This is a genomic window from Ferrimonas balearica DSM 9799 (assembly GCF_000148645.1).
Taxonomy (GTDB): Bacteria; Pseudomonadota; Gammaproteobacteria; order Enterobacterales; family Shewanellaceae; genus Ferrimonas; species Ferrimonas balearica.
Genome location: NC_014541.1, coordinates 1 through 25,214, shown reverse-complemented (window position 1 = coordinate 25,214; position 25,214 = coordinate 1). Strand labels below are relative to the sequence as shown.

Below are 25,214 nucleotides of genomic sequence, written 5' to 3'. Positions count from 1 at the left end.
CGAGGCTCATAAGGAGACCGGGATGATCAATGTCAGACCCCTGCTGCTGCTGCTCGGTTTGTTCCTGGCAGTATTGGCAGGCCTGATGCTGGTGCCAGTGGGGTTTTCCCTCTATCACAATGAAGGCCTGGTTCAGGACTTCATGCTGTCCGCCGCCCTCACCGGCGGCGTGGCGTTTGTCGCCCTCGGCAGCAGCTGGGGCTGCAAAGTCACCCTGCACACCCGCGATTTTTACCTGTTCACCACCCTGACCTGGTTTGTGGTGGCCATGTTCGCCGCCCTGCCCTTCACCTTCTTCCACGCCATCAGCTACACCGACGCCTTTTTTGAAACCATGTCCGGCATCACCACCACCGGCTCCACGGTGCTGACCGGCCTGGACTCGGCCCCCTGGTCGATACTGATCTGGCGTTCGCTGTTGCAGTGGATGGGAGGCATTGGCTTCATTGCGGTGGGCGTGGCGATTCTGCCCCTGCTTAACGTGGGCGGGATGCGCTTATTCCGCACCGAATCTTCCGATTGGTCGGACAAATCGATGCCGCGCACCAAAGAGATTGGCCGCGCATTGGTGAAAGTGTACCTGCTGCTTACCCTGCTGTGTGGCGTCGGTTACTACCTGTCGGGGATGACAGTGTTCGAGGCGATCAACCACGCCATGACCACAGTCTCCACCGGCGGCTACTCCACCTCCGACAGCTCCATGACCCACTTCAGCGTGGCCGCCCACTGGAACGGCACCCTGTTTATGTTCCTCAGTGGGTTGCCAATGCTGCTCTACGTACAGAGCCTCTACCGACGCTCCTGGGCGCCCTGGCGTGACCAACAGGTGATCGGCTTTACCCGCTTTGTCATCGTCGCGTCCGTGGTGCTGGGTATCTGGCTGGCGCGGGAGCAGGACATGGCCTTCTTCCCTGCCCTGACCCTGGCCGCCTTTAACCTGGTGTCGGTAGTGACCACCACCGGGTTTGCCTCCACCGACTACAGCCAGTGGGGCCCGGCGGCCAACATCATCTTCTTCCTGCTGATGTTTGTCGGCGCCTGTTCCGGCTCCACCTCCGGGGCGATCAAGATCTTCCGCTTCCAGATTGCCGGAGCCGTGGTATTCAAAGCCCTGCGCCAGCACATCCATCCCCATGCGGTGGTGCCGCAGCGCTATAACCGACGCCCCATCAACGAAGACATTCTGCGCTCTCTGGTCGCCTTTACCATGCTGTTTATGGCCACCATCGCCGTACTGGCGCTGTTTCTGGTGCTGGTGGGAGTGGACCCGGTATCGAGCCTGACTGGCGCGGTCACCGCGGTAACGAATGTGGGGCCGGGGCTGGGAGAGGTGATAGGGCCCGCTGGCAATTTCGCGTCACTGCCGGACGCGGCCAAATGGGCCCTGAGTGTGGGCATGCTGCTGGGACGGCTCGAGATCGTGACCGTCGCCGTGCTGTTCCTGCGTACCTTCTGGGGTTACTGAATCAGGACAGGGTCGCGAGATGGCGGGCGTAGTCGCGCACGTCATCCCAATCGGTGTAATCCAGCACGGTTTTGGGATCGGTCGGGCCATTGGTCATCTTCATGATCAGGCGAATGGCCAGGCTGTCCCAGAACCCCCAGTTGGGGTAATCCACTTTACCGGCAATCACCTTAAGGTCAGTGGGACGCCAGGGCGACAGCTCGAGGAACTTCTGCATGTAGCGGTTGCCCTCAACCGTGGCTTTTTCCGGGGTCCGGGCCACCACGGAAACGTTGAAGAAGCTGCTGGGACGGGCTTCCAGCTCCGCCCGGTTGGCCTCAATAAAGGCAAACACGGTTTTGTCGTAAGTCCCGTACAGCACCGGAGCGCCCAGCACCACACGCTGGTAGCGGGCCCACTCAATGCCTTCCCGTTCCGCTTCCATCAGGTCCATCATATCGCAGGGCTCACCGGCTTCCTGCAGGGTTTCCATAATGGTGCGAGCCACCCGGGCGGTGTGGCCTCCGCGGCTCATATACAACACCAATGTCCGTGACATGTGCTCTCCTGGTTGGTGAAACGGGATTGGGTCTTTCAGTGTGACCCCAGCCCTCGCCCTTTGCAGAGCCGGGGATCACAAAGCCCCGGACCTAGGACAAGGGTTAACGAAAAAACGGGATCTGGCTCTAAGTATTAACAAACCTGGCGGATAGAATTAATATTAGTCCTGTCTAATTTTTCTACGAGGTGGTTATGGCGCTGAACATCGATATTTCCGACATGGCGGAAAACGCCGAAGCGGCCTCACGTCTGCTTAAATCGATCGCCAATGGTCATCGCCTGATGATCCTCTGCCTGCTGCTTGAGAAAGAGCTCACGGTAGGGGAGTTGAACGATAAGGTGCCGCTGAGCCAATCAGCCCTGTCTCAGCATCTGGCGGTGCTGCGCAAAGAGGGGTTGGTCAGCACCCGCAAAGAGGCACAGATGGTGTGGTATCGCCTGGCCAGCCGCGAAGTGGAAGCCATCCTCTCCACCCTGCACAGCATCTACTGCGCGCCGGAAGCCTTATAACGCGGCAACCCGCCCGGCAAAGCGCTCGACCTCTTCCCAATCGGTGTACTCCACCACCGCATCTGCGGCGGTGGGCCCCTTGGTCATCCACATGATAAAGCGGATGACCTGGCGGTCCCAGAAGGCGTAGATGGGGTAATTCAGCTTACCGGCAAACACCCCCAACAACGTCGGTTGCCACGGGCTCCGGGCCACGAACTTGAGCATGTAGGGGTTAGTCTGTGGCGTATTCTTGTTGGCTTTTCGGGCCACCAGATTGACGCTGTAAAACGCGCTGGGCCGCTCTGACAACGCCGCCAGATTGGCCTCAATAAACGCCATCAGCTCAGGCCGGAATTTGCCGTAGCGAATCGACGCCCCCAGCACCACTTTATCGGCCTGAGGCAACAGCGCCGCCCCCTCACTCAGATCCGCCAGCGTCACCTGTTGGCCCTGAGCCTGGAGCTGCGCTTCGATACGCTGAGCAATGCGCCGGGTCTGGCCATCTACCGTGGAATAGAGAATCAATACCCGCGTCATTACCCGCTCCTTATCAGCTCTTCCAGAACGCCGGTGAGAACAGCACCAGCAGCGTGAAAATCTCCAGTCGGCCAAACAGCATGGCCAATACCAGCAACCATTTTGCCGTATCGGTAATGTCACCAAAGTGACTGGCCACCGCCCCCAGACCCGGGCCCAGGTTATTCAGACAGGCCACGGTGGCACTGAACGCGGTGATGTCATCCATGCCGGTGGCGATCAGCGCCACCATAAAGAGGGCAAACAGGCCAGCGTAAGCGGCAAAGAAGCCCCACACCGCATCAATCACCCGGTCGCCCACCGCCTTGTTGTTCAGGCGGATGGCGTACATCGCCCGGGGGTGGATCAGGCGCTTCACCTCACGTCCGCCCTGCTTCAGCAGCAACACAATGCGCACCACCTTCATGCCGCCACCGGTCGAGCCGGCACAGCCACCAATAAAACTGGCCAGGATCAGCAGAATGGGCAGGAACAGCGGCCACTCGGAGAAGCTCTGGGTGGCGAAGCCGGCGGTGGTGGAGATCGATACCGCCTGGAACATGGCGTGGTCCAGGGTGGATTCCGGAGAATCGTAGATGCCGCTGTTCAGCAGTACCAGGAAGCAGATCGCAGTAACCCCCAGCTGGAAGCCGAGGAACACCTTCACTTCGGTGTCGCGGAAGTAGGTCTTCAGGTTGACGCCACGACGACCGAAGGCGGTAAAGTGGAGGCTGAAATTCACCCCCGCAATCAGCAGGAACACCACACAGATGGCGTTGATCAGCCGACTGTCAAAGTGGCCCATACTGGCATCGTAACTGGAGAAGCCACCGATGGATACGGTGGAAAAGGCGTGGCCTACCGCATCAAACAGGTTCATTCCCGCCAGCCAGTACGCCAGTGCACAGGCGATAGTCAGCGTCAGGTAGATGTACCACAGCGCCTTGGCGGTCTCAGCGATGCGCGGCGTCATCTTGTTGTCTTTGACCGGCCCCGGCGTCTCACAGCGATACAGCTGCATGCCACCAACGCCCAGCATCGGCAGTACCGCGACCGCCAATACAATGATCCCCATGCCGCCGAGCCATTGCAGCAGGTGGCGGTAGAACAGGATCGCTTTGGGCAGGTTATCCAGTCCGGTGATCACCGTGGCGCCGGTTGTGGTCAGGGCCGAGAAGGCCTCAAACATGGCGTCGGTAAAGCTGAGGTTAGGAGAGTCCGCCAGCACCAGCGGGATTGCACCGATGGAGCCCAGTACCGTCCAGAACAGCACCACAATAAGGAAGCCTTCGCGTGAGCGAAGCTCCTGTTTGGCATCACGATTGGGGTACCAGAGCAGCAGCCCCAATACTAAGGAGAGCACAAAGGCCTGAACGAAGGTGGTACCGCCTCCGTCTTTATAGATCACGGCAATCAGGGCCGGAGGCAGCATGGTGGTACTGAACAGCGCCACCAACAGGCCGATGATCCGGGTTATGGTCCGGTATTCCATTGACAGTTTGATGAATTACTTTGCCGCTAGGATACTTGAGAGCGGCACCGTATTCACCCCTGAGACGGTTTATCCAGCGATAGTCTTCCGCCACTGCGTTGGCGTAGATCCGCCTCGAACGCTGACAGCGCCGCCTGAGGCAGTGACAGGGTCAGGCACACTTCGGTGCTGAACTGCTGCTCAACCACCTCGCCCTGATGCTGGGCCACCAGATATTCCAACAGGGTAACGTCCCCGTAGCCACCCCGCACCCTGGCGGTCGCCATAGGCACAAAGGGGATGGTGGTGAGGGATTCCAGCGCCAGCTTAACGCCACCGGCGTAAGCCCGGACCAAGCCCCCCACCCCCAACTTGGTGCCGCCGTAGTAGCGCACGGACACCGCCGCCAGCTGACCCACCTCGGCCCCCAGCAACACATTCAGCATTGGCCGACCGGCAGAACCGGCCGGCTCACCATCGTCCGAGGCACCAATATCCCGGGTGCAACCGGGCGGGCCCGCCACAAAGGCCAGGCAGTGGTGGCTGGCCTCCGGGTGCTGCGCTTTCAGACGCGCCTGCAGGGCGCGGGCTTCCGCGCCATTGTGGATGCGCTCAATCACCGTCAGAAAACGGCTGCGTTTGATGATCTCCTCCACCTGCACCGGCGCGGCCGGTACCACGAACGCCTCGGTCATCAGGCCAGGCCGTGCTTCCGGGTCAGGTTGAGGATGCCGTTTTCGGTCACCACCACATCGTCTTCGATGCGGATGCCACCAAAGGGACGCAACTCGTCGATCACGGCGGTATTGAGCAGCGCACGGGCTTCGGCAGGCAGAGCCTCGATCAGGGTGTCGATGATGTACAGACCCGGCTCGATGGTGACCACCATGCCCGGCTCCAGCACACGGGTGCAGCGCAGCGCCGGGTATGCCTCCGGTGCCGCCAGGTGGGTACCCTGCTCGTCCTGCATAAAGCCGGCAACGTCATGCACCTGCAGGCCGATGGGGTGGCCCAGACCGTGGGGGAAGAAGGCGCGGGTCAGGCCGGATTCAAACACCTGCTCGGCAGTGGCGTTGGCCAGCTCAAAGCGCACCATCAGTTCCGCCACCTTGCGGTGCATCATCTCATGCAGCTCGGTGTAACGCAGGCCCGGGCGGATGGCGTCGATGATCTCAAGCTGAGCCTCATCCATGGCGGCCACCAGGCGACCAAAGCGGCTGTCCGGGTCTTTGGCGTAGGTTCGGGTGATGTCAGCGGCGTAGCCGTTAACGGCCGCACCAGCATCGATCAGGAAGCTGCGGCTTTCTTCGGGCGCCTGACGCTCCAGCTTGGTGTAGTGCAGGATGGCGCTGTGCTCATTCAGGGCGACGATATTGCCGTAAGGCACATCGTTCTCACCGTGTTCGGTGGCCGTCAGATAAGCCTGTTGAATGGCAAACTCAGAACCGCCAGCCAGAAAGGCATCGCGGGCCGCGATGTGGCCCAGTACCGCAATGCGGTTGGCCTCATCCATACAGGCGATCTCGTAGTCAGTCTTAATGCTGCGACGGAAGTGCAGCGCGTCCATCAGGGCCTGCGGATTGATCAGGTTCAGCCCCAGTTCGGCAGCACGCTGTGAATGCTCACCAATATAAGCAAACCGGCTGCGCTCTGCCGGCAGCAGGCCGGCCACCTCATCCAACTTGGCAAAGGCCACCAGGTTGACCTGCTCAACCCAGTATTCGGTCGGCAGCGGCGGCACCTTGTGCCAGAAATCCACCGGACGATAGAACAGCAAAGTGGGTTTCTCGCCCGCCTTCACCACCAGGTAACAATGAGGATTGTCTACTACCGGCACCCAGTGCTTGAAATGCGGGTTAACCTTGAAGGGGTAGTCCATATCATCCAGGAAGATTCGGTGCGGTTCACCGGCGTGGATGATCATCCCCTCCAGCTCATGCTCAGCGAGCAGTGCATCGGCACGTTGGCGCAGGGTCTGGATGTGGTCTGGATAGGTGTGGGCTAGTCGTTCCATCGCGTACTCGGCAGTCGTTCAGCATTGAATGCCCGGAGTGTATCACCGGGCTTGGGGCAATTCATGCCACGGAGTTTAAACACCCGTTTTAAATAGGTGTTGCAATTTACCGTGACCCGCCTCACACTTGCTCACAATGCCATCACTCGGATGTGGTAAAAAAGGAACCCAACCATGATCTTTGAGAGTAATGCCCTCAGCGTCGATTGGCTGGAACCCGGCATCGCCCAGATGACCTTCGATGCCGAAGGCTCCGTCAACAAGTTCGACCGCAACACCCTGACGCACTTCCACAACGCCCTCAATGTTCTCCATGACCTGCCTGACCTGAAGGGCCTGGTGGTGGCGTCCGCCAAAGGCGCGTTTATCGTCGGTGCCGACATCACCGAATTCCTGACCCTGTTTGCTGAGCCCGAATCGGTGCTGCAACACTGGCTGGAAGAGACCAACCTCATCTTCAATAAGCTCGAAGATCTTCCGGTTCCCACCATTGCTGCCATCAATGGCTACGCTCTGGGTGGCGGCTGCGAGGCGATTCTCGCCTGTGACCTTCGAGTGGCGGACAGCAGCGCCCGCATCGGCCTGCCGGAAACCAAGCTGGGCCTGATCCCCGGCTTTGGCGGCACCGTTCGCCTGCCCCGCGTGATTGGCGCCGATAATGCGCTGGAGTGGATCACCACCGGTAAAGAGCACCGCCCTGACGCGGCGCTGCAGGTGGGTGCCATTGACGCCGTAGTGGCACCGGACGCGCTCAGCAGCGCCGCCGTGGCCATGCTGAAACGTGCCATTGCCGGTGAGATCGACTGGCAGAGCCGTCGTGCCCGCAAGCAGGCTCCCCTGACCCTCTCCAAGATTGAAGCGGCCATGTCGTTCACCACCGCCAAAGGTATGGTGGCGATGAAAGCCGGCCCGCACTACCCCGCCCCACACGCTGCAGTCGCGCTGATTGAGCAGGTGTCCGGCCAGGGTCGTGCTGAAGCGTTGCAGGGTGAACACGCCGCCTTTATTAAGCTGGCCAAAACCGATGTGGCCACTGCGCTGATCGGCCTGTTCCTCAACGACCAGTACGTCAAAGGCAAAGCCAAGAAAGCCACCAAGCTGGCCAAACCGGTCGAGCAGGCAGCGGTACTGGGTGCCGGCATTATGGGTGGCGGCATCGCCTACCAGTCTGCCGTGAAAGGCACCCCGGTGGTGATGAAAGACATCGCCCAACCGGCGCTTGATCTCGGCCTGAACGAAGCCGCCAAGCTGCTGGGTAAGCAGGTTGAGCGCGGTCGTCTCAAGCCCGATGGCATGGCCAAGGTACTGAACAACATCGTGCCCAGCCTGGATTACGCCCCGGTGGCCCACGCCGACGTGGTGGTGGAAGCGGTGGTGGAGAATCCCAAGGTGAAAGGGATTGTGCTGGCCGAAGTGGAAGGCGTCGTGGCGGAGGATGCGGTGCTCGCGTCCAACACCTCCACCATCTCCATCGACCTGCTGGCCCAGAGCCTCAAGCGTCCGGAGAACTTCTGCGGTATGCACTTCTTCAACCCGGTGCATCGTATGCCCCTGGTTGAGGTGATTCGCGGTGCCAAGACCAGCGACGAGACCGTGGCCAAAGTGGTCGCCTACGCCGCCAAGATGGGCAAAACCCCCATCGTGGTCAACGACTGCCCCGGCTTCTTCGTTAACCGTGTGCTGTTCCCCTACTTCGCCGGTTTCAGCCTGCTGCTGAAAGAGGGCGCCGACTTCCAGCAGATCGACAAAGTCATGAGCAAGCAGTTTGGCTGGCCGATGGGCCCGGCTTACCTGCTCGACGTGGTCGGCATCGACACCGCCCACCACTGCCTCGACGTAATGGCTGCCGGTTTCCCGGAGCGTATGGGCAAGATGGAAAACGATCCGGTTGACCTGATGTTCAAGGCTGACCGCTACGGCCAGAAGAATGGCAAAGGCTTCTTCCAGTACGCCCCGGACCGCAAGGGCAAGCCGAAGAAGACCGTTGATGACGCGGCGCTGGCCATGCTGACCGACGCCTACGGCGCACCCAAGTCGTTCGATGCCGAAACCATCATCGCCCGCACCATGGTGCCGATGATCAACGAAACCGTGCGCTGCCTCGAAGAGGGCATCGTCGCCTCCCCGGCGGAAGCCGACATGGCACTGCTGTACGGTATCGGTTTCCCCGCCTTCCGCGGCGGCATCTTCCGCTACCTGGATACCATCGGCCTCGACCGCTTTGTCGCCATGGCCGACCAGTACGCCCACCTGGGCCCGCTGTACCAGGTCACCGATAAACTCCGTGAAATGGCCGCCCAGGGCGCTCGTTTCTATCAAGGACAGTAAGGAGCGAGAAGATGAACCAGGCTGTTATTGTCGATTGCATCCGTACCCCGATGGGCCGTTCCAAGGGCGGGGTATTTCGCAACGTACGAGCGGAGACCCTTTCCGCTCACCTGATGAGCCAGCTGCTGATCCGCAACCCGGCGCTGGACCCGAACGAACTGGAAGACGTGATCTGGGGCTGTGTTCAGCAGACGCTGGAGCAGGGCTTCAACGTTGCCCGTAACGCCTCTCTGCTGGCGGGCCTGCCCAAATCGGTTGGCGCAGTGACCGTGAACCGGTTGTGCGGCTCCTCCATGCAGGCACTGCATGACGCCACCCGCGCCATTGCCGTGGGTGATGGCGACGCCTTTATCATCGGCGGTGTCGAGCACATGGGTCATGTGCCGATGAACCACGGTGTGGACTTCCACCCGGGACTGGCCAAGTCCGTGGCCAAGGCCGCCGGCATGATGGGCCTGACCGCAGAGATGCTGGGTAAGATGCACGGCATCACCCGTGCCCAGCAGGACGCCTTTGGTGCCCGCTCTCACCAGCGTGCCCACGCCGCCACTCTGGAAGGCCGCTTTGACAACGAGATCGTCGCCATTGAAGGTCACGACGCCGACGGCAGCCTGATCCAGGTGCGCCATGACGAGGTGATTCGTCCGGAGACCACCGTCGAGAGCCTCGGTGCACTGCGCCCGGTGTTCGACCCGGTCAACGGCACCGTGACCGCTGGCACCTCCTCAGCCTTGTCTGACGGCGCCGCCGCCATGCTGGTGATGAGCGAAGCCAAGGCCAAAGCGCTGGGGCTGCCTATCCGTGCCCGCATCAAGTCGATGGCCATCGCAGGCTGCGATCCCTCCATCATGGGTTACGGTCCGGTACCGGCGACCCAGAAGGCGCTGAAACGTGCCGGCCTGACCATCCAGGACATCGACCTGGTGGAGCTGAACGAAGCGTTCGCGGCCCAGTCCCTGCCCTGCGTGAAAGACTTGGGCCTGATGGATCAGGTGGACGACAAGGTGAACCTGAATGGTGGCGCCATCGCCCTGGGGCACCCGCTGGGTTGTTCCGGCGCGCGCATCTCCACCACCCTGCTGAACCTGATGGAGCACAAGGACGCCACCCTGGGTCTGGCCACCATGTGCATCGGTTTGGGTCAGGGCATCGCCACGGTGTTTGAGCGGGTATAACGCGTCCAACGCGATAACCACAAAAGGGCAGCTCAGGCTGCCCTTTTTTGATACCCGGATCACTCTGCTAGGCTCAAAAAATGAGCAGGAGTTGATCGGATACCGCGTCGGCGTATCATAGCCGCCTCATCGTTAAGTCTTCGGTAGTTTCACCATGTCAGAACTTTTTGTTAGCGCCCAACACACCCTTGATGCCATCGGACTGCGCTGTCCGGAACCGGTGATGATGGTGCGCAAAACCGTGCGCAATATGGCCGACGGTGAAACCCTGCTGGTGACCGCGGATGACCCGTCCACCACCCGCGACATTCCCAGTTTCTGCCAGTTTATGGACCACACTCTGGTGGCCAGTGAAACCGAGCAGGCGCCCTACCGTTACCTGATCCGCAAGGGCCTCTGACACATCCCAACACAAATTCCCATGGGGCGGCTTCGGCCGCCCTATTCGTTTTTCCTGTGATCTTGGTACTATGAATTTTGTATACATAGGCATAACAACAAGACTACAGGACGTGTCATGTTTCGAACCTCCCCCCTCGCCGCCGCCCTGCTCGGCGCCGGCCTGTTGATCAGTACCCCGATTCTCGCCGCCGACGATAAGCCCACCTGGGACGTCAATGCCCCGCAAGGTCCGATGGAAACCATCCAGATTAATGTCTCCCAAGGCACCTGGATGAACCTGGACATCAGCCCGGATGGCAAGACCCTGGTGTTCGACCTGCTCGGCGACATCTACACCATGCCCATCGGCGGCGGTGACGCCACGCCGCTGGTAAAAGGCATCGCCTGGCATATGCAGCCGCGCTTCAGCCCCGACGGCACGCGCATCGCCTTTACCTCCGATCAGGATGGCGGCGACAACATCTGGACCGTCAAACTGGACGGCAGCGATATGCAGCCGGTCACCAAGGAGACCTTCCGCCTGCTGAACAGCCCGGCCTGGAGCCCGGATGGCCAATACCTGGTGGGCCGCAAACACTACACCGCCCAACGCAGTCTCGGCGCCGGTGAGGTGTGGATGTACCACATCAGTGGCGGCAAAGGGATTCAGCTGACTGAGCGCCCCAATGATCAGAAAGACCTGGGTGAGCCCGCCTTCTCTCCGGACGGTCGCTACATCTACTTCTCCCAGGACGCCACGCCTGGAAAAACCTTCCACTACTCCAAGGATTCGGTAAAAGGGATCTACAAGATTCAGCGCTACGACCGCCAGACCGGTGAGATCGAAGTGCTGCTGGAGGGCAGCGGCGGGGCCATTCGCCCCACCCCGAGCCCGGATGGCCGCCAGCTGGCTTACATCGCCCGCGACGGGTTCCAGAGCGCCCTCTACCTCTATGACCTGGAATCCGGCGACAAGCGTCAGGTGTACGCTGACCTCGACCGCGATATGCAGGAGACCTGGGCCATCCACGGTGTGTACCCGACCATGGCCTGGACTCCGGATAACGATGCCATCCTGTTTTGGGCGGGCGGCGAGATCCGCAAGCTCACCCTCGACTCCGGTGAGGTGGAAGCGATCCCCTTCCAGGTCACCGTGGATAAGCAGGTGCAGCCGGCTCTGCGCTTCCAGCAAAACCTGGACGAAGACCGCTTCGACCTGAAGATGCTGCGCCAGGTGCAGATCAGCCCGGATGGCGAGCAGGTGGCCTTTGAAGCCCTCGGCAAGATCTGGCTGCGCAGCCTGCCCGATGGCAAACCCCAGCGACTGACCCGCCAAGACGACACCTTCGAACTGTTCCCGGCCTGGTCCCGCGATGGCCGCAAACTGGCTTACGTCACCTGGGACGATAAAGAGCAGGGCCAGGTGGTGGTGCGCGACCTGCGTCGCAAGCGCAATACCGTGATTACCGTTGAACCAGGCAAGTACGTCGAACCGGCCTTCTCTCCGGATGGTGAGGCGCTGGTGTTCCGCAAGTCCAAGGGCTACTACATCACCCCCCGCAGCTGGAACCGCGAGCCGGGCATCTACTGGGTCGACCTCGATGCCAAGAAAGCGGAGCCACAGCGCATCAGCCGCCGCGGCCACACCCCGCACTTCGGGGGCCAGTCTGACCGCGTGTTCTTCTCCACCATGGAGGGGGGTAAAACCGCCCTGGCCAGCGTCGGCACCCACGGTTTCGAAGAGCGGGTGCACTTTACCTCCGATCACGCCAGCGAATGGCATGTGTCCCCGGACGGCAAGCACCTGGCCTTTGCCGAGCGTTTTAAGGTGTTCCTCACCCCGTTTGCCCAACACGGTGAAACCCTGCACCTGGGCCCGGACGGTGGCAGCCTGCCAGTGAAACAGCTGTCCCAACGCGCCGGTGAAAACATCAGCTGGCGCCTCGATGGCCAGTCCCTGCACTGGAGCTTGGGCCCGAACCTGTACCAGGTGTCTCTGGACGGCCTGCTGGATCCCGGCAGCGAACTGGAAGCGGAACCCAGCATCACCAACATTGGCTTTAAAGCCGACGCGGATGTTCCACGTGGAACCATCGCTTTTGTGGGTGGCCAGGTGATCACCATGGAGGGCGACAACGTCCTGCAGGACGCCGTGGTGATTGTTGAAAACAACAAGATTGCCGCCGTCGGCAGCCGCGATGAGGTGGCCGTGCCCGAGGGTGCTCAGGTGATCGACATCCAGGGCAAAACCCTGATGCCGGGGATCTTCGATGCCCACGCTCACGGTTCCCAGGGTCAGGACGAGATCATCCCTCAGCAGAACTGGATCAACTACGCCGGTCTGGCACTGGGGGTCACCGCCATCCACGACCCCTCCAACGACACCACAGAGGTGTTCGCCGCCAGCGAGATGCAAAAAGCCGGCATCATCGCCGGTCCCCGCATCTTCTCCACCGGCACCATTCTGTACGGTGCCAACAGCCCGGGCTACACCGCCCACATCGACAGCTACGAGGACGCCAAATTCCACCTTGAGCGTCTGAAAGCCGTGGGCGCGTTCAGTGTGAAGAGCTACAACCAGCCCCGCCGTAACCAACGTCAGCAGGTGGTGGCCGCCGCCCGTGAACTGGAGATGATGGTGGTACCGGAAGGGGGTTCACTGCTGCAGCACAACCTGAGCATGATCGCCGACGGTCATACCGGCATCGAACACTCCCTGCCCGCCGCCAAACTGTATGACGACATCAAACAGTTCTGGTCTCAGACCGAAGTGGGTTACACCCCCACTCTGGTGGTGGCCTATGGTGGCATCTGGGGCGAGAACTACTGGTACGACAAAACCGAGGTGTGGAACCACCCTCGCCTGTCCGCTTATGTCCCCAATGACATTCTGCGCAGCCGCGCCATGCGTCGCCCGACGGCGCCGGATGAGCACTACAACCACTTTAATGTGGCGCGCGGAGCCAAAGAGGTGGGCGACCTTGGCGTTCACAGCAACATCGGTGCCCACGGACAGCGGGAAGGTCTGGGTGCCCACTGGGAGATCTGGATGTTCGCCCAGGGCGGCATGAGCAACCTTGAAGCGCTGAAAACCGCCACCCTCAATCCAGCCATCCACTTCGGTATGGATCACCAGCTTGGCTCCGTCACGCCGGGTAAACTGGCTGACCTGGTGGTGATTGACGGTGACCCGTTGGCGAACATTCGCGACAGTGACAAGGTGCAGTACACCATGGTCAACGGCCGCCTGTACGATGCCGCGACCATGGACCGCATCGACAGCAAGGGTGAAGAGCGACAGGCCTTCTTCTTCGAGAAGACCCGCCTGTAACTGATGGCCCAACCAAAAAGGGGAGCCTGCGGCTCCCCTTTTTTTGCAATCCGATCAGCGCTGACATTCCGCGTGCTGTGGGCAGCTGACCAGATGGTCGTTCACCATCCCCACCGCCTGCATAAAGGCATAACAGATGGTGGACCCCACAAAGTTAAAGCCCGCCTTCTTCAGCGCTTTGCTCATGGCATCAGACTCGGCTGAGGTGGCGGGCAATTCGGCGGTGGTTTGCCAATGGTTCAGTTTTGGCTGCCCTCCGACAAAATCCCAAAGAAACGCACTGAAATCGATGCCCTGTTGCTCCATCGCCAAAAAGGCTTTGGCGTTACGGATGATGGAGTTCACCTTAAGCCGGTTACGGACAATGCCGGGGTTTTGCAATAAGACCTCCACTTTGGCCTCATCGTATTGCGCTATCTTGGCCGGATCAAAGCCGTCAAAAGCGGTTCGGTAGTGCTCGGTTTTGCGCAGAATGATCAGCCAGGATAGTCCCGCCTGCTGACCATCCAGACACAGCTTTTCGAACAGCTCATATTTGTCGTAGACCGGTCGGCCCCACTGATTGTCGTGGTAGGCCACATACTGGGGATCGTCCCCGCACCAAGTGCATCGTCCTTCACTCATCGCTTTTCCTTATGGCTCAACGGCTCCGGGCATAAAATTTAACCTACATTCGACCGTAGCACAGGGTATAATCACCCCCATTTACCGTCATTTTCTACCGCATTCAGGTCGATCCCATGCAGAAGTATGATACCAAGACCTTCCAGGGCATGATCCTTGCCCTGCAGGACTACTGGGCCCAGCAAGGCTGCGCCGTTGTCCAGCCTCTGGACAAGGAAGTGGGAGCAGGAACCTCCCACCCACTCACCTGCCTGCGTGCTCTGGGCCCGGAGCCCTTTGCCGCCGCTTACGTTCAGCCCTCCCGCCGTCCTACCGACGGTCGCTACGGCGAAAACCCCAACCGTCTCCAGCACTACTACCAGTTCCAGGTGATGCTGAAGCCGAGCCCGGACAACATCCAGGATCTCTACCTGGGTTCCCTGCGCGCACTGGGTGTAGACACTCAGGTGCACGACATCCGCTTTGTGGAAGACAACTGGGAAAACCCGACTCTGGGTGCCTGGGGTCTGGGCTGGGAAGTGTGGCTCGACGGCATGGAAGTGACCCAGTTCACCTACTTCCAGCAGGTTGGTGGCCTCGAGTGTAAGCCGGTAACCGGTGAGATCACCTACGGTATTGAGCGTCTGGCCATGTACATCCAGGGCGTCGACAACGTCTATGACCTGGTTTGGTGTGACGGCCCGTTCGGCACCATCACCTACGGTGACGTGTTCCTGCAGAACGAGATTGAGCAGTCCACCTACAACTTCGAACACGCCGACGTCGACTTCCTGTTCGCCCACTTCGACCAGTCCGAGAAGGAGTGTCAGAAGCTGCTGGCGCTGGAGAAGCCGCTGCCGTTGCCCGCCTACGAGCGCATCCTCGATGCCGCTCACGCGTTCAACCTGCTGGACGCCCGTAAGGCGATCTCGGTGACCGAGCGTCAACGCTACATCCTGCGCATCCGCACCCTGACCAAGGCCGTGGCGGAAGCCTACTACGCGTCCCGTGAAGCCCTGGGCTTCCCGATGTGCAAACCGGCGAAATGAGGCAGTAATGGAACAACAGACTTTTTTGGTAGAGATCGGTACCGAAGAACTGCCGCCGAAGGCGCTGCGTACCCTGGCCGAATCCTTTGCCGCCAATATGGTGGACAGCCTCAATGCGGCTGAGCTGCCTTACGGTGACCTGACCTGGTTCGCCTCCCCCCGTCGCCTGGCTATCAAGGTCAGCGCGCTGGCGGCCCAACAGGCTGACAAAATCGTTGAGAAACGTGGCCCGGCAGTACAGGCCGCGTTCGATGCCGACGGCAACCCCACCAAAGCCGCTGAAGGCTGGGCCCGTTCCAACGGCATCACCGTGGCTGAAGCGGGCCGCATCGCTACCGATAAGGGCGAATGGCTGCTGCACAAAGCCGAGGTAAAAGGCCAGAGTGCTGCTGAGCTGCTGCCCCAGATGGTCAGCGAAGCGTTGGCCAAGCTGCCTATCCCCAAGCCGATGCGTTGGGGCGCCTACGACACCCAGTTTATCCGTCCGGTACAAACCGTGACCCTGATGCTGGGCGAGCACCTGCTGCCGGCCACCATTCTGGGTAAAGCCAGTGGTAACACCCTGCTGGGTCACCGCTTTATGGGTGAGCAGGTACTTACCATTGAGCACGCCGAACAGTACCCGGCCCTGCTGGAAGAGCAAGGCAAGGTGATCGCCGATTACGAGCGTCGTAAAGCCAAAATCGTTGCCGACATCCAGGCTGCGGCTGCCGAGATCGGCGGCCACGCGGATCTCGATGACGAGCTGCTGGAAGAGGTAACCTCTCTGGTTGAATGGCCGGTGGTGCTGACCGCCTCCTTCGAAGAGAAGTTCCTGGCCGTCCCTGCTGAAGCACTGGTGTACACCATGAAGGGTGACCAGAAGTACTTCCCGGTATACGACGCCGAAGGCAAGCTGCTGCCGAAGTTCATCTTTGTCTCCAATCTGGAGTCCAAAGACCCCGCTGTGGTGATCGCCGGTAACGAGAAGGTGGTGCGTCCCCGTCTGGCCGACGCCGAATTCTTCTTCGAAACCGATAAGAAGCAGACTCTGGAATCCCTGCTGCCGCGTCTGGAAACCGTGCTGTTCCAGAAACAGCTGGGTACCCTGAAAGACAAGACCGACCGCATCCAGGCTCTGGCTGAGCACATCGCTGGCCTGATTGGCGCTGACCGCGCTCACGCCGCCCGTGCCGGTCAGCTCTCCAAGTGCGACCTGATGACCAACATGGTGTTCGAGTTTACCGACACCCAGGGCATCATGGGCATGCACTACGCCCGCCATGATGGCGAAGCTGAAGCCGTTGCCGTTGCTCTGAATGAGCAGTATCAGCCGCGCTTTGCCGGCGATGAGCTGCCCTCCTCCGGTGTGGCTCAGGCACTGGCGATTGCTGACAAGATGGATTCCCTGGTGGGCATCTTCGGCATCGGCCAGCCGCCGAAAGCGGATAAAGACCCCTTCGCCCTGCGTCGTGCTGCCATTGGTATCCTGCGCATTGCGGTAGATAAAGCGCTGCCGCTGGACCTGTTTGACCTGGCCGCTTTCAGCTACAGCCTGTTCGCCGAGCAGGAAAAACTGGATGCCGACGGCAAGAAAGGCGCCGAGATCTGCAACCAGGTGGTCGACTTTATGCTGGGCCGTTTCCGCGCCTGGTATCAGGAAGAGGGTTTCCCGGCTGACGTAATTCAGGCCGTGCTGGCCGTTCGTCCGACCCGTCCGGTGGACTTCGACCGCCGCGTGAAAGCGGTACAGCACTTCCGCAGCCTCGACGCCGCAGAAGCTCTGGCAGCCGCGAACAAGCGCGTGGGCAACATCCTGGCCAAAGTAGAAGGCCCGATTGCCGATCAGGTTGATGCCGCCCTGCTGCAGGATGATGCCGAGAAGGTACTGGCTGATATCGTGGCCCAGGTGGCCGCCAAAGTAGAGCCGATGTTCGCCGCTGGCGACTACCAGAATGCGCTGCTGGCCCTGGCCGATCTGCGCGAACCGGTGGACGCTTTCTTTGAAGCCGTGATGGTGAATGCGGAAGACCCGGCCCTGCGCGCCAACCGCCAGGCGCTGCTCAAACAGCTGCGCCAACTGTTTATGCAGGTCGCGGATATCTCCCTGCTTCAACAGTAAGCTGTTGTATTTAAACAAAAGGCCACCCTCGGGTGGCCTTTTTCCTTTCTACGGAACACAGTGTTCTAACGAGAGATCTTGCTTCAGAAGGATCTGTCGTTAGAATGCCCAAAACCGGTGCGCGTGCTAATTGATTAGGCCAGATGTACCGGTTGAATAGCCTCCTCTATTCCCGTCATCTGCCCTGATTTCATAGAAGTTTATATTTGAAATAGGGTATCTCCATGCATATCGAAGCGGATCTGAAACTGGGCTTTAAAGACGTACTTTTCCGTCCTAAGCGTTCTACTCTGTCCAGCCGTTCTCAGGTCGACATCCGCCGTACCTTCCAGTTCAAGCACGCCGAAGGCAGCTGGACCGGCATCCCGGTTATCGCCGCCAACATGGATACCGTCGGTACCTTTGAGATGGCCGAAGCCCTGGCGCAGCACCTGATGCTGACCGCCGTACACAAGCACTACACTGTCGAGCAGTGGACTGCCTGGCTGGCCACTCAACCGGAGACCATTTTCGACCACGTGATGGTGTCCACCGGCACCTCTCAGGCCGACTTCGAAAAGCTGAGTGCCATCCTCAAAGCCAACCCGAAACTGCGCTTTATCTGCATCGATGTGGCCAACGGCTACCAGCAGAGCTTTGTCGACTTTGTTCGCCGAGTACGTGAAGCCCAACCGACCCGTGTTATCGTTGCTGGCAACGTGGTGACCGGTGAGATGGTGGAAGAGCTGATCATCAGCGGCGCCGACATCGTTAAGGTGGGCATTGGCCCGGGTTCCGTATGTACCACCCGTGTTAAGACCGGTGTGGGTTACCCGCAGCTGTCTGCCGTTATCGAGTGTGCCGATGCAGCCCACGGCCTGGGTGGTCAGATCGTTTCTGACGGCGGTTGCACCTGTCCGGGTGATGTCGCCAAAGCCTTCGGCGGTGGTTCCGACTTTGTGATGATCGGCGGCATGTTCGCTGGCCACGAAGAAGCCGGCGGTGAGCTGGTAGAGAAAGACGGCAAGCCGATGATGCAGTTCTACGGCATGAGCTCTGACACCGCCATGAACAAGCACTCCGGTGGTGTTGCCACCTACCGCGCATCCGAAGGCAAAACCGTTCTGGTGCCCTTCCGTGGTCCGGTAGAGAACACCGTCCAGGACATCCTTGGTGGCGTTCGCTCCACCTGCACCTACGTGGGCGCCTCCAAGCTGAAAGAGCTGACCAAGCGCACCACCTTTATCCGCGTACAGGAGCAGGAAAACCGCATCTTTAACTGAGCGGCCTGAACCAACGCGAAACAGAAACGCTGCCCAGGGGCAGCGTTTTTTTTGCCATGTTCCACGTGAAACATATCTGGCGCTTTTGCTCAACGGCAGCAGAGAGCGGAATACAGCCAATAAAAAAGCAGCCCGAAGGCTGCTTTTTTGTCTGAGGCTGTGCGCGATTACACGTCCAGATTCGCCACCAACAGCGCATTCTTCTCGATGAAGTCGCGACGCGGCTCTACCTGATCACCCATCAGGGTGGTGAACAGCTGATCGGCACCGATGGCGTCTTCGATGGTCACGCGCAGCATACGGCGGGTTTCCGGATCCATGGTGGTTTCCCACAGCTGGTCCGGGTTCATCTCGCCCAGACCTTTATAGCGCTGGATGTAGAGGCCACGCTTGGACTCGTTCATCAGCCAGGTCAGGCCCTTCTCGAAGCTGTCTACCGGCAGGGTACGCTCGCCACGGCGGACGTAAGCGCCCTCCTCCATCAGGTCACCAATGGCGTTGCCCAGGGCAACAATGCGGCCGTAGTCGCTGGAGTTGATGAAGTCGAAGGTCAGCAGGTAGTTGCTTTCCACACCGTGCTGACGCAGCACCAGCTTAGGCAGCCACAGGCCACGCTCGCTCTCTTCCTGCAGTTCGTAGCGGTAGGTCGCCCCTTCCAGGTCCAGCTCGTTGAGCTCAGACACCAGACGCTCAGTCCACTCGGTGATCTCCGCTTTGTCCTTGAGGCTGCCTTCAGACAGTCCCGGAACGTAGACCAGCTTGTTGAGCAGGCTCTTGGGGAAACGGCGGCTTTGACGCTCAACTACATCCTGAACTTCGCGGTACTGATTCACCAGTCGCTCCAGGTGCTCACCGCTGATGCCCGGGGCATCCTGGTTCACGTGCAGCGAAGCGTTGTCCAGAGCCAGGCTGGTCAGGTACTCAGTCAGGGCCGCTTCATCTTTGATGTAGCGCTCCTGCTTGCCCTTCTTCACTTTGTACAGCGGCGGCTGAGCAATGTAGATGTAGCCACGCTCGATCAGCTCCGGCATCTGACGGTAGAAGAAGGTCAGCAGCAGAGTACGAATGTGGGAGCCGTCCACGTCAGCATCCGTCATGATGATGATGTTGTGGTAGCGGGTTTTGTCCGGGTTGTACTCGTCACGACCGATACCACAGCCCATCGCGGTGATGAGGGTGGCCACCTCCTGAGAGGAGAGCATCTTGTCGAAACGGGCCTTCTCTACGTTCAGGATCTTACCCTTCAGCGGCAGAATGGCCTGGTACTTACGATTACGACCCTGCTTGGCGGAACCGCCCGCAGAGTCACCCTCCACAATGTACAGTTCGGACAGTGCCGGGTCTTTCTCCTGGCAGTCCGCCAGCTTGCCGGGCAGGCCAGCCAGGTCGAGGGCGCCTTTACGGCGGGTCATCTCGCGGGCTTTACGGGCCGCTTCACGGGCACGGGCTGCATCGATGATCTTGCTTACAACGGTTTTGGCGTCGCCCGGGTTCTCCAGCAGGAAGTCCTGCAGCTGTTCACCCATGGTCTGCTCTACCGCGGTCTTCACCTCGGAGGACACCAGCTTGTCTTTGGTCTGGGAGGAGAACTTCGGATCCGGCACCTTGACCGAGATTACCGCAGTCAGACCTTCACGGGCATCATCACCGGAAGCGCTGGTCTTGGCCTTCTTGCTGTAGCCTTCCTTGTCCATGTAGTTGTTCAAGGTACGGGTCAGCGCGGCACGGAAACCAGCCAGGTGAGTACCACCATCCCGCTGCGGGATGTTGTTGGTAAAGCAGTAGATGTTTTCCTGGAAACCATCGTTCCACTGCATCGCCACTTCCACACCGATGCCATCTTCGCGCTCGATGGTGAAGTGGAACACCTGCTGGTGCACCGGGGTCTTGTTCTGGTTGAGGAACTCAACAAAGGCGTGGATACCGCCTTCGTAGCAGTAGTGATCCTCTTTGGCATCACGCTCGTCCACCAGACGGATGGAGACACCGGAGTTCAGGAACGACAGCTCACGCAGGCGCTTGGCCAGGATGTCGTAATGGAAGGTGGTGTCAGAGAAGATCTGAGAGCTCGGCCAGAATCGGATGGTGGTACCGGTTTTGTCGGTATCGCCTACGGCCTTCAGCGGGGCAACCGGGTCACCCAGGCTGTACTCCTGCTCATGGATGTGGCCCTGACGACGAACGGTCAGTTCCAGCTTGTCGGACAGCGCGTTCACCACCGACACACCCACCCCGTGCAGACCACCGGAGACTTTGTAGGAGTTGTCGTCGAACTTACCGCCGGCGTGCAGTACGGTCATGATCACCTGAGCCGCGGACACGCCCTCTTCCGGGTGCATGTCCACCGGGATACCCCGGCCATCATCTTGTACGGAAACAGAACCGTCGGCATGGATGGTGACCACGATGTCGCTGCAGTGACCCGCCAGGGCTTCGTCGATGGAGTTATCCACGACCTCAAACACCATGTGGTGCAGACCGGTACCGTCGTCGGTGTCACCGATGTACATACCCGGGCGCTTACGCACTGCGTCCAGGCCTTTGAGTACCTTAATACTCGAGGAATCGTAGCTATTTTCTGCCATTCGCCTGTCTCGTTGATTAATTCTGTTCGGTTACCCGACCCTGTTCCACGTGAAACCGTTTATCCCAGGGGATCATGGCCAGCTGGCCCGGTTCAATGGCGGTCACAAACACTTGCTCGCCCGTGGAGATAAGCTGTTCCAGCAACAGCGTCCGGTGGCTCTCATCCAGCTCGGATGCCAGATCGTCCACCAGATAGATGCAACCTCGGCTGGTGTCTTTCTGTCCCAGGATCTTGCCCTGAGCGATCTTGAGCGCACACACCAGTAACTTGAGCTGACCGCGGGACAATCCATCCTGCACCGGCAGGTTGCCCACCCGCAGGCGCAGGTCCGCCTTGTGCGGACCGGACACCGTATACCCAAGCTGTTTGTCGCGCTCCAGTTGACCCTGGATCTGCGCAGAGAGCGGGGATTTACTGTCCCACCCCTGGCTGAAGCTGACCCGGATCGGAAGGTCGGGCAAAAACTGATTTATTATACCCGTCAAAGTGTCATTTAACGAGCTTACCCAGCGTTTCCGTATCGCCGTCAGCGCTTCGCCATATTCGCTTAACTGCTTGTCCCAAATGGCGAACTGGTGATCGGGCGCCTGTTGTCGCAATAACTGATTACGCTGCTTAAGCAGACGCCGGTAGCGCGACCAGATGCCGATAAATTGAGGGTCTGAGTGAAACGCCCCCCAATCGATAAATTCACGTCGGGCCTGGGGGCCCTCCAGCAGCAGTGCGAAGCTCTCGGGGCTGATCAACTGCAGTGGCAGGCACGCCGCCAAATCCGCCAGCCGTTCCGGCCGCTCACCATTAATCCGCACCTCATTGTCGCCATCCCTTCCCCGTCGTAAACCCAACTTCTCGCCTGCCGTGGTACGGGCAAACAACACCAGGTTAGGTTCATCGTGGCGGATCGCCCGAGGCGCGAGGTGAGTGCGGAAAGAGCGGCCCACGCTGAGAAACCAGATCGCTTCCAGCACACTGGTTTTGCCACTGCCGTTATCGCCGTAAATAAGGTTCAGGCCACCGGCTGGTTCCAGCGTGGCGGCCTGAATATTACGGAGATTTTGGATATGAAGACGGTCAATCCCCATCAGAGTCGCATCGGCATCACCACGTAGAGTGATTCATCGTTATCCGCGTTCTCAAACAGGGCGCTGCTGTTGGCCTCACCAAGCACCATCTTGACGTTCTCCTGCTTCAGGGCATTCAGCACGTCCAGCACGTAGGAGACGTTGAAGCCGATCTCCAGTGAGGTGTAGGGGTAAGCCAGGTCCAGTACCTCTTCCGCCTCTTCCTGTTCAGGGTTGTTGGCGGTGATGGTCAGGCGATCGTTCTCCAGCAACAGGCGAACGCCACGGAACTTCTCATTGGAGAGAATGGAGGCACGGGCAAACGCCTGGCGCAGCGCGTCACGCTCAGCCACCACCACTTTATCGCCATCTTTGGGCAATACGCGACGGTAGTCCGGGAACCGGCCATCCACCAGTTTGGAGGTGAAGATGGCATCACGAGTCACCGCGCGGATGCTGCTTTCGCCGATGCACAGAGTGATCTCAGCCTGCTCGTCCTCAAACAGACGACTCAGCTCAATCACCCCTTTGCGGGGTACGATCACCTGCTTCTCCGGCAGAGAGGCTTCAATCACCCGGTGGCTGACCGCCAGACGGTGGCCATCGGTGGCCACGGTACGCAGTACATTACCTTCGGTTTCAAACAGCATGCCGTTGAGATAGTAACGGACGTCCTGATGCGCCATGGAGAACTGAGTCGCCTCGATCAACGACTTCAGTACCCCTTGCGGCAAAGTAAACTGAAGCTCGCCTTTCCAGTCGCCGATCTCCGGAAACTCATCCGCCGGCAGGGTGGAGAGCGAGAATCGGCTACGGCCGGACTTGATCAGCAAGCGGTTGTCCTGCTGCTCAATACGCAGTTCGGCCTGGTCAGGCAGACTTTTACAGATATCGAGGAATTTGCGGGCAGGCACGGTGGTGCGGCCCGGCTGGATATCCCCTTCCACTTCAACCTGGCCGATCAGTTCGACCTCCAGGTCGGTGCCGGTCACCTTAAGTAAGTTACCACTTACTTCCAGCAACACATTGGCCAGAATCGGCAGGTTGTGTCGCCGCTCAACGGCTCCAGAAACCAGTTGCAGCGGTTTCAGCAGGGTTTCCCTGTTGATGACAAATTGCATGTTCACTCACCCATCAGGAGGACAAGGTACGGATCAGGTTCGCGTAGTCTTCTTTGATGTCATGACTCTCCTCCCGCAACTGTTCAATCTTGCGGCAGGCATGAAGCACCGTAGTATGGTCGCGGCCACCAAAGGCATCGCCTATCTCAGGCAGGCTGTGATTGGTCAATTCTTTGGCCAGGGCCATCGCCACCTGGCGCGGCCGCGCCACGGAACGCGAACGACGTTTTGACAACAAGTCGGCCACCTTGATCTTGTAGTACTCGGCAACCGTCTTCTGAATGTTGTCAATCGTAACAAGCTTTTCCTGCAATGCCAGCAGGTCTCGCAGGGCTTCACGAACGAAATCAATGGTGATCGGGCGTCCGGTGAAGTTCGCGTTCGCGATAACCCGGTTCAGTGCCCCTTCCAGTTCACGGACGTTGGAGCGCAAACGCTTGGCGATAAAGAACGCCACTTCGTCCGGCAGGTGGATATTGCTCTCCTCCGCCTTGCGCATCAGGATCGCCACCCGGGTTTCCAGCTCCGGCGGCTCAATCGCCACGGTCAGACCCCAGCCGAAGCGAGACTTCAGGCGATCTTCCACGCCATCGATCTCTTTCGGATACCGATCTGAGGTCAGGATGATCTGGTGATTGCCTTCCAACAACGCGTTAAAGGTGTGGAAGAACTCCTCCTGGGATCGATCCTTGTTGGCAAAGAACTGGATGTCATCGATCAGCAGGGCGTCGACGCTACGGTAGTAGCGTTTGAATTCGGCAATGGCGTTGTTCTGCAGGGCTTTTACCATGTCCTGAACGAAGCGTTCAGAGTGCATGTAAACCACTTTGGCGTTGGGTTTCCGCTTCATGATGCCGTTACCCACAGCATGAAGAAGGTGCGTTTTACCCAGGCCAGTGCCGCCATAGAGGAACAGCGGGTTGTACGCGCCACCGGGGTTGTCCGCCACCTGACTGGCCGCAGCACGGGCCAACTGGTTGGACTTACCCTCTACAAAGTTGTCGAACTGGTAGTTGGGGTTGATGTTGCTGCGAACGCTCTGGTTGCTGCTGGCCGGCGGCTCAGTACGAACGGGGCTGGCCGGAACGGCCGCCGCCGGACGCGGGGTGCCGATGTCCACTTTGGGACGCGCTTCCGGCTTGCTGCCAATATCAAACTGCAGCGCCGGGGCCTGGTCGCCCAAAGTTTCCGCAAGGAACGCAGTGATGGAGTTCAGGTATTTGTCCCGCACCCAGTCCAGCACGAAACGGTTCGGTGCATAGAGGACCAGGGTGTCGCCCATGAGCTCTGCCTGTAAAGGGCGGATCCACATGCTGAATTGCTGTGCCGGCAACTCATCGCGGAGTCGCTCAACGCACTGCTGCCATACCGGTAAACTCACCGCAAAAGCCCCAAGGTTGTCAGTCCAAAAGAGGATCAATTTTACCCGCCTTGGGCAGTGATCGCTATAGCAAACCAGGAGGTTATCCCCAGAAATGATCCTTGATCTTTGCCGCAGGATCCGATCAGGGGATCGTTATGGGGGTTTAGCTAAATCCGCGATCTTAAAGGGCTGGAAAGGGATCGCGATGATCCCTATAATTCCACCAGCGCCGATCTGATCTGGATCGGCCTGTCTATATCTTGGGGTGAATGCACAAGGTTATCCACAATAACTAGTACTTTTCATCTCCAGCAAGACTTTGCTGTCATCACCATTGACGGCATGGGTCGTCTT

General features: G+C 59.5%; 19 protein-coding genes. 9 read left to right on the top strand and 10 right to left on the bottom strand.

What is annotated here, in order from left to right:
* Nucleotides 1-22 precede the first annotated feature (22 nt).
* Nucleotides 23-1,465 (top strand): TrkH family potassium uptake protein, encoded by a 1,443-nt coding sequence (locus tag FBAL_RS00095; RefSeq protein WP_013343539.1) that lies wholly within the window; start codon nucleotides 23-25, stop codon nucleotides 1,463-1,465.
* Nucleotide 1,466: 1 nt separating this feature from the next.
* On the opposite strand, the gene hemG (FBAL_RS00090) is transcribed toward FBAL_RS00095, so the two are convergent.
* A complete protein-coding gene (hemG, locus tag FBAL_RS00090) occupies nucleotides 1,467-2,003 on the bottom strand; it encodes a menaquinone-dependent protoporphyrinogen IX dehydrogenase (protein ID WP_013343538.1) in 537 nt (178 codons plus the stop codon).
* 194 nt (nucleotides 2,004-2,197) lie between these two features.
* Here hemG (FBAL_RS00090) and FBAL_RS00085 point away from each other — a divergent pair, with 194 nt between their 5' ends.
* Nucleotides 2,198-2,515: an ArsR/SmtB family transcription factor gene (locus FBAL_RS00085; RefSeq protein WP_013343537.1), complete on the top strand. Its 318-nt coding sequence runs from the start codon at nucleotides 2,198-2,200 to the stop codon at nucleotides 2,513-2,515.
* Here FBAL_RS00085 and hemG (FBAL_RS00080) read toward each other — a convergent pair.
* Genes hemG (FBAL_RS00080) through pepQ form a run of 4 tightly spaced genes read right to left on the bottom strand, consistent with a single transcriptional unit; the run spans nucleotide 2,510 to nucleotide 6,498 of the window.
* The gene (hemG, locus tag FBAL_RS00080) at nucleotides 2,510-3,034 is read right to left on the bottom strand and encodes a menaquinone-dependent protoporphyrinogen IX dehydrogenase (protein ID WP_013343536.1); all 525 of its coding nucleotides are present in this window, start codon (nucleotides 3,032-3,034) and stop codon (nucleotides 2,510-2,512) included. The genes FBAL_RS00085 and hemG (FBAL_RS00080) overlap by 6 nt on opposite strands.
* Nucleotides 3,035-3,047: 13 nt before the next feature.
* Nucleotides 3,048-4,505 (bottom strand): TrkH family potassium uptake protein, encoded by a 1,458-nt coding sequence (locus FBAL_RS00075; protein ID WP_013343535.1) that lies wholly within the window; start codon nucleotides 4,503-4,505, stop codon nucleotides 3,048-3,050.
* Between the two features lie 53 nt (nucleotides 4,506-4,558).
* Entirely contained in the window at nucleotides 4,559-5,179 is a 621-nt protein-coding gene (locus FBAL_RS00070) for a YigZ family protein (protein ID WP_013343534.1), read from the bottom strand.
* The gene (gene pepQ, locus FBAL_RS00065) at nucleotides 5,179-6,498 is read right to left on the bottom strand and encodes a Xaa-Pro dipeptidase (protein WP_013343533.1); all 1,320 of its coding nucleotides are present in this window, start codon (nucleotides 6,496-6,498) and stop codon (nucleotides 5,179-5,181) included. Before pepQ ends, FBAL_RS00070 begins: the two co-directional genes overlap by 1 nt.
* A gap of 174 nt (nucleotides 6,499-6,672) precedes the next feature.
* On the opposite strand from pepQ, the gene fadB reads away from it, so the two are divergent.
* The 4 genes from fadB (at nucleotide 6,673) to FBAL_RS00045 (ending at nucleotide 13,713) form a co-directional block, all read left to right on the top strand.
* Nucleotides 6,673-8,826 (top strand): fatty acid oxidation complex subunit alpha FadB, encoded by a 2,154-nt coding sequence (gene fadB, locus FBAL_RS00060; protein WP_013343532.1) that lies wholly within the window; start codon nucleotides 6,673-6,675, stop codon nucleotides 8,824-8,826.
* 11 nt (nucleotides 8,827-8,837) lie between these two features.
* Entirely contained in the window at nucleotides 8,838-10,001 is a 1,164-nt protein-coding gene (gene fadA, locus FBAL_RS00055) for an acetyl-CoA C-acyltransferase FadA (RefSeq protein WP_013343531.1), read from the top strand.
* A gap of 154 nt (nucleotides 10,002-10,155) precedes the next feature.
* Nucleotides 10,156-10,401, top strand: coding sequence for a sulfurtransferase TusA (gene tusA / locus FBAL_RS00050; RefSeq protein WP_013343530.1), 246 nt, complete (start codon nucleotides 10,156-10,158; stop codon nucleotides 10,399-10,401).
* A 117-nt stretch (nucleotides 10,402-10,518) separates the two neighbouring features.
* Complete coding sequence (locus tag FBAL_RS00045; RefSeq protein WP_013343529.1) at nucleotides 10,519-13,713, top strand: amidohydrolase family protein; 3,195 nt, start codon at nucleotides 10,519-10,521, stop codon at nucleotides 13,711-13,713.
* Nucleotides 13,714-13,767: 54 nt separating this feature from the next.
* Here the strand turns inward: FBAL_RS00045 and FBAL_RS00040 are convergent, their stop codons facing one another.
* Nucleotides 13,768-14,337 carry a DNA-3-methyladenine glycosylase I gene (locus FBAL_RS00040; protein WP_013343528.1) on the bottom strand — a complete coding sequence of 190 codons (570 nt, stop codon included), beginning with the start codon at nucleotides 14,335-14,337 and terminating at the stop codon, nucleotides 13,768-13,770.
* Nucleotides 14,338-14,453: 116 nt separating this feature from the next.
* Between FBAL_RS00040 and glyQ the strand changes: the two genes are divergently transcribed.
* The 3 genes from glyQ to FBAL_RS00025 all read left to right on the top strand — a co-directional run bounded on the left by glyQ (nucleotide 14,454) and on the right by FBAL_RS00025 (nucleotide 18,728).
* Nucleotides 14,454-15,365, top strand: coding sequence for a glycine--tRNA ligase subunit alpha (glyQ, locus tag FBAL_RS00035; RefSeq protein ID WP_013343527.1), 912 nt, complete (start codon nucleotides 14,454-14,456; stop codon nucleotides 15,363-15,365).
* A 7-nt stretch (nucleotides 15,366-15,372) separates the two neighbouring features.
* Nucleotides 15,373-17,466: a glycine--tRNA ligase subunit beta gene (gene glyS / locus FBAL_RS00030; RefSeq protein ID WP_013343526.1), complete on the top strand. Its 2,094-nt coding sequence runs from the start codon at nucleotides 15,373-15,375 to the stop codon at nucleotides 17,464-17,466.
* 224 nt (nucleotides 17,467-17,690) lie between these two features.
* Entirely contained in the window at nucleotides 17,691-18,728 is a 1,038-nt protein-coding gene (locus FBAL_RS00025) for a GMP reductase (RefSeq protein WP_013343525.1), read from the top strand.
* Nucleotides 18,729-18,895: 167 nt separating this feature from the next.
* On the opposite strand, the gene gyrB is transcribed toward FBAL_RS00025, so the two are convergent.
* Genes gyrB through dnaA form a run of 4 tightly spaced genes read right to left on the bottom strand, consistent with a single transcriptional unit; the run spans nucleotide 18,896 to nucleotide 24,878 of the window.
* A complete protein-coding gene (gyrB, locus tag FBAL_RS00020) occupies nucleotides 18,896-21,313 on the bottom strand; it encodes a DNA topoisomerase (ATP-hydrolyzing) subunit B (protein ID WP_013343524.1) in 2,418 nt (805 codons plus the stop codon).
* A 16-nt stretch (nucleotides 21,314-21,329) separates the two neighbouring features.
* Nucleotides 21,330-22,397, bottom strand: coding sequence for a DNA replication/repair protein RecF (recF, locus tag FBAL_RS00015; RefSeq protein ID WP_013343523.1), 1,068 nt, complete (start codon nucleotides 22,395-22,397; stop codon nucleotides 21,330-21,332).
* Nucleotides 22,397-23,497 carry a DNA polymerase III subunit beta gene (gene dnaN, locus FBAL_RS00010; protein ID WP_013343522.1) on the bottom strand — a complete coding sequence of 367 codons (1,101 nt, stop codon included), beginning with the start codon at nucleotides 23,495-23,497 and terminating at the stop codon, nucleotides 22,397-22,399. Before dnaN ends, recF begins: the two co-directional genes overlap by 1 nt.
* Nucleotides 23,498-23,510: 13 nt before the next feature.
* Entirely contained in the window at nucleotides 23,511-24,878 is a 1,368-nt protein-coding gene (gene dnaA, locus FBAL_RS00005) for a chromosomal replication initiator protein DnaA (RefSeq protein WP_041251383.1), read from the bottom strand.
* Between the last annotated feature and the right edge of the window lie 336 nt (nucleotides 24,879-25,214).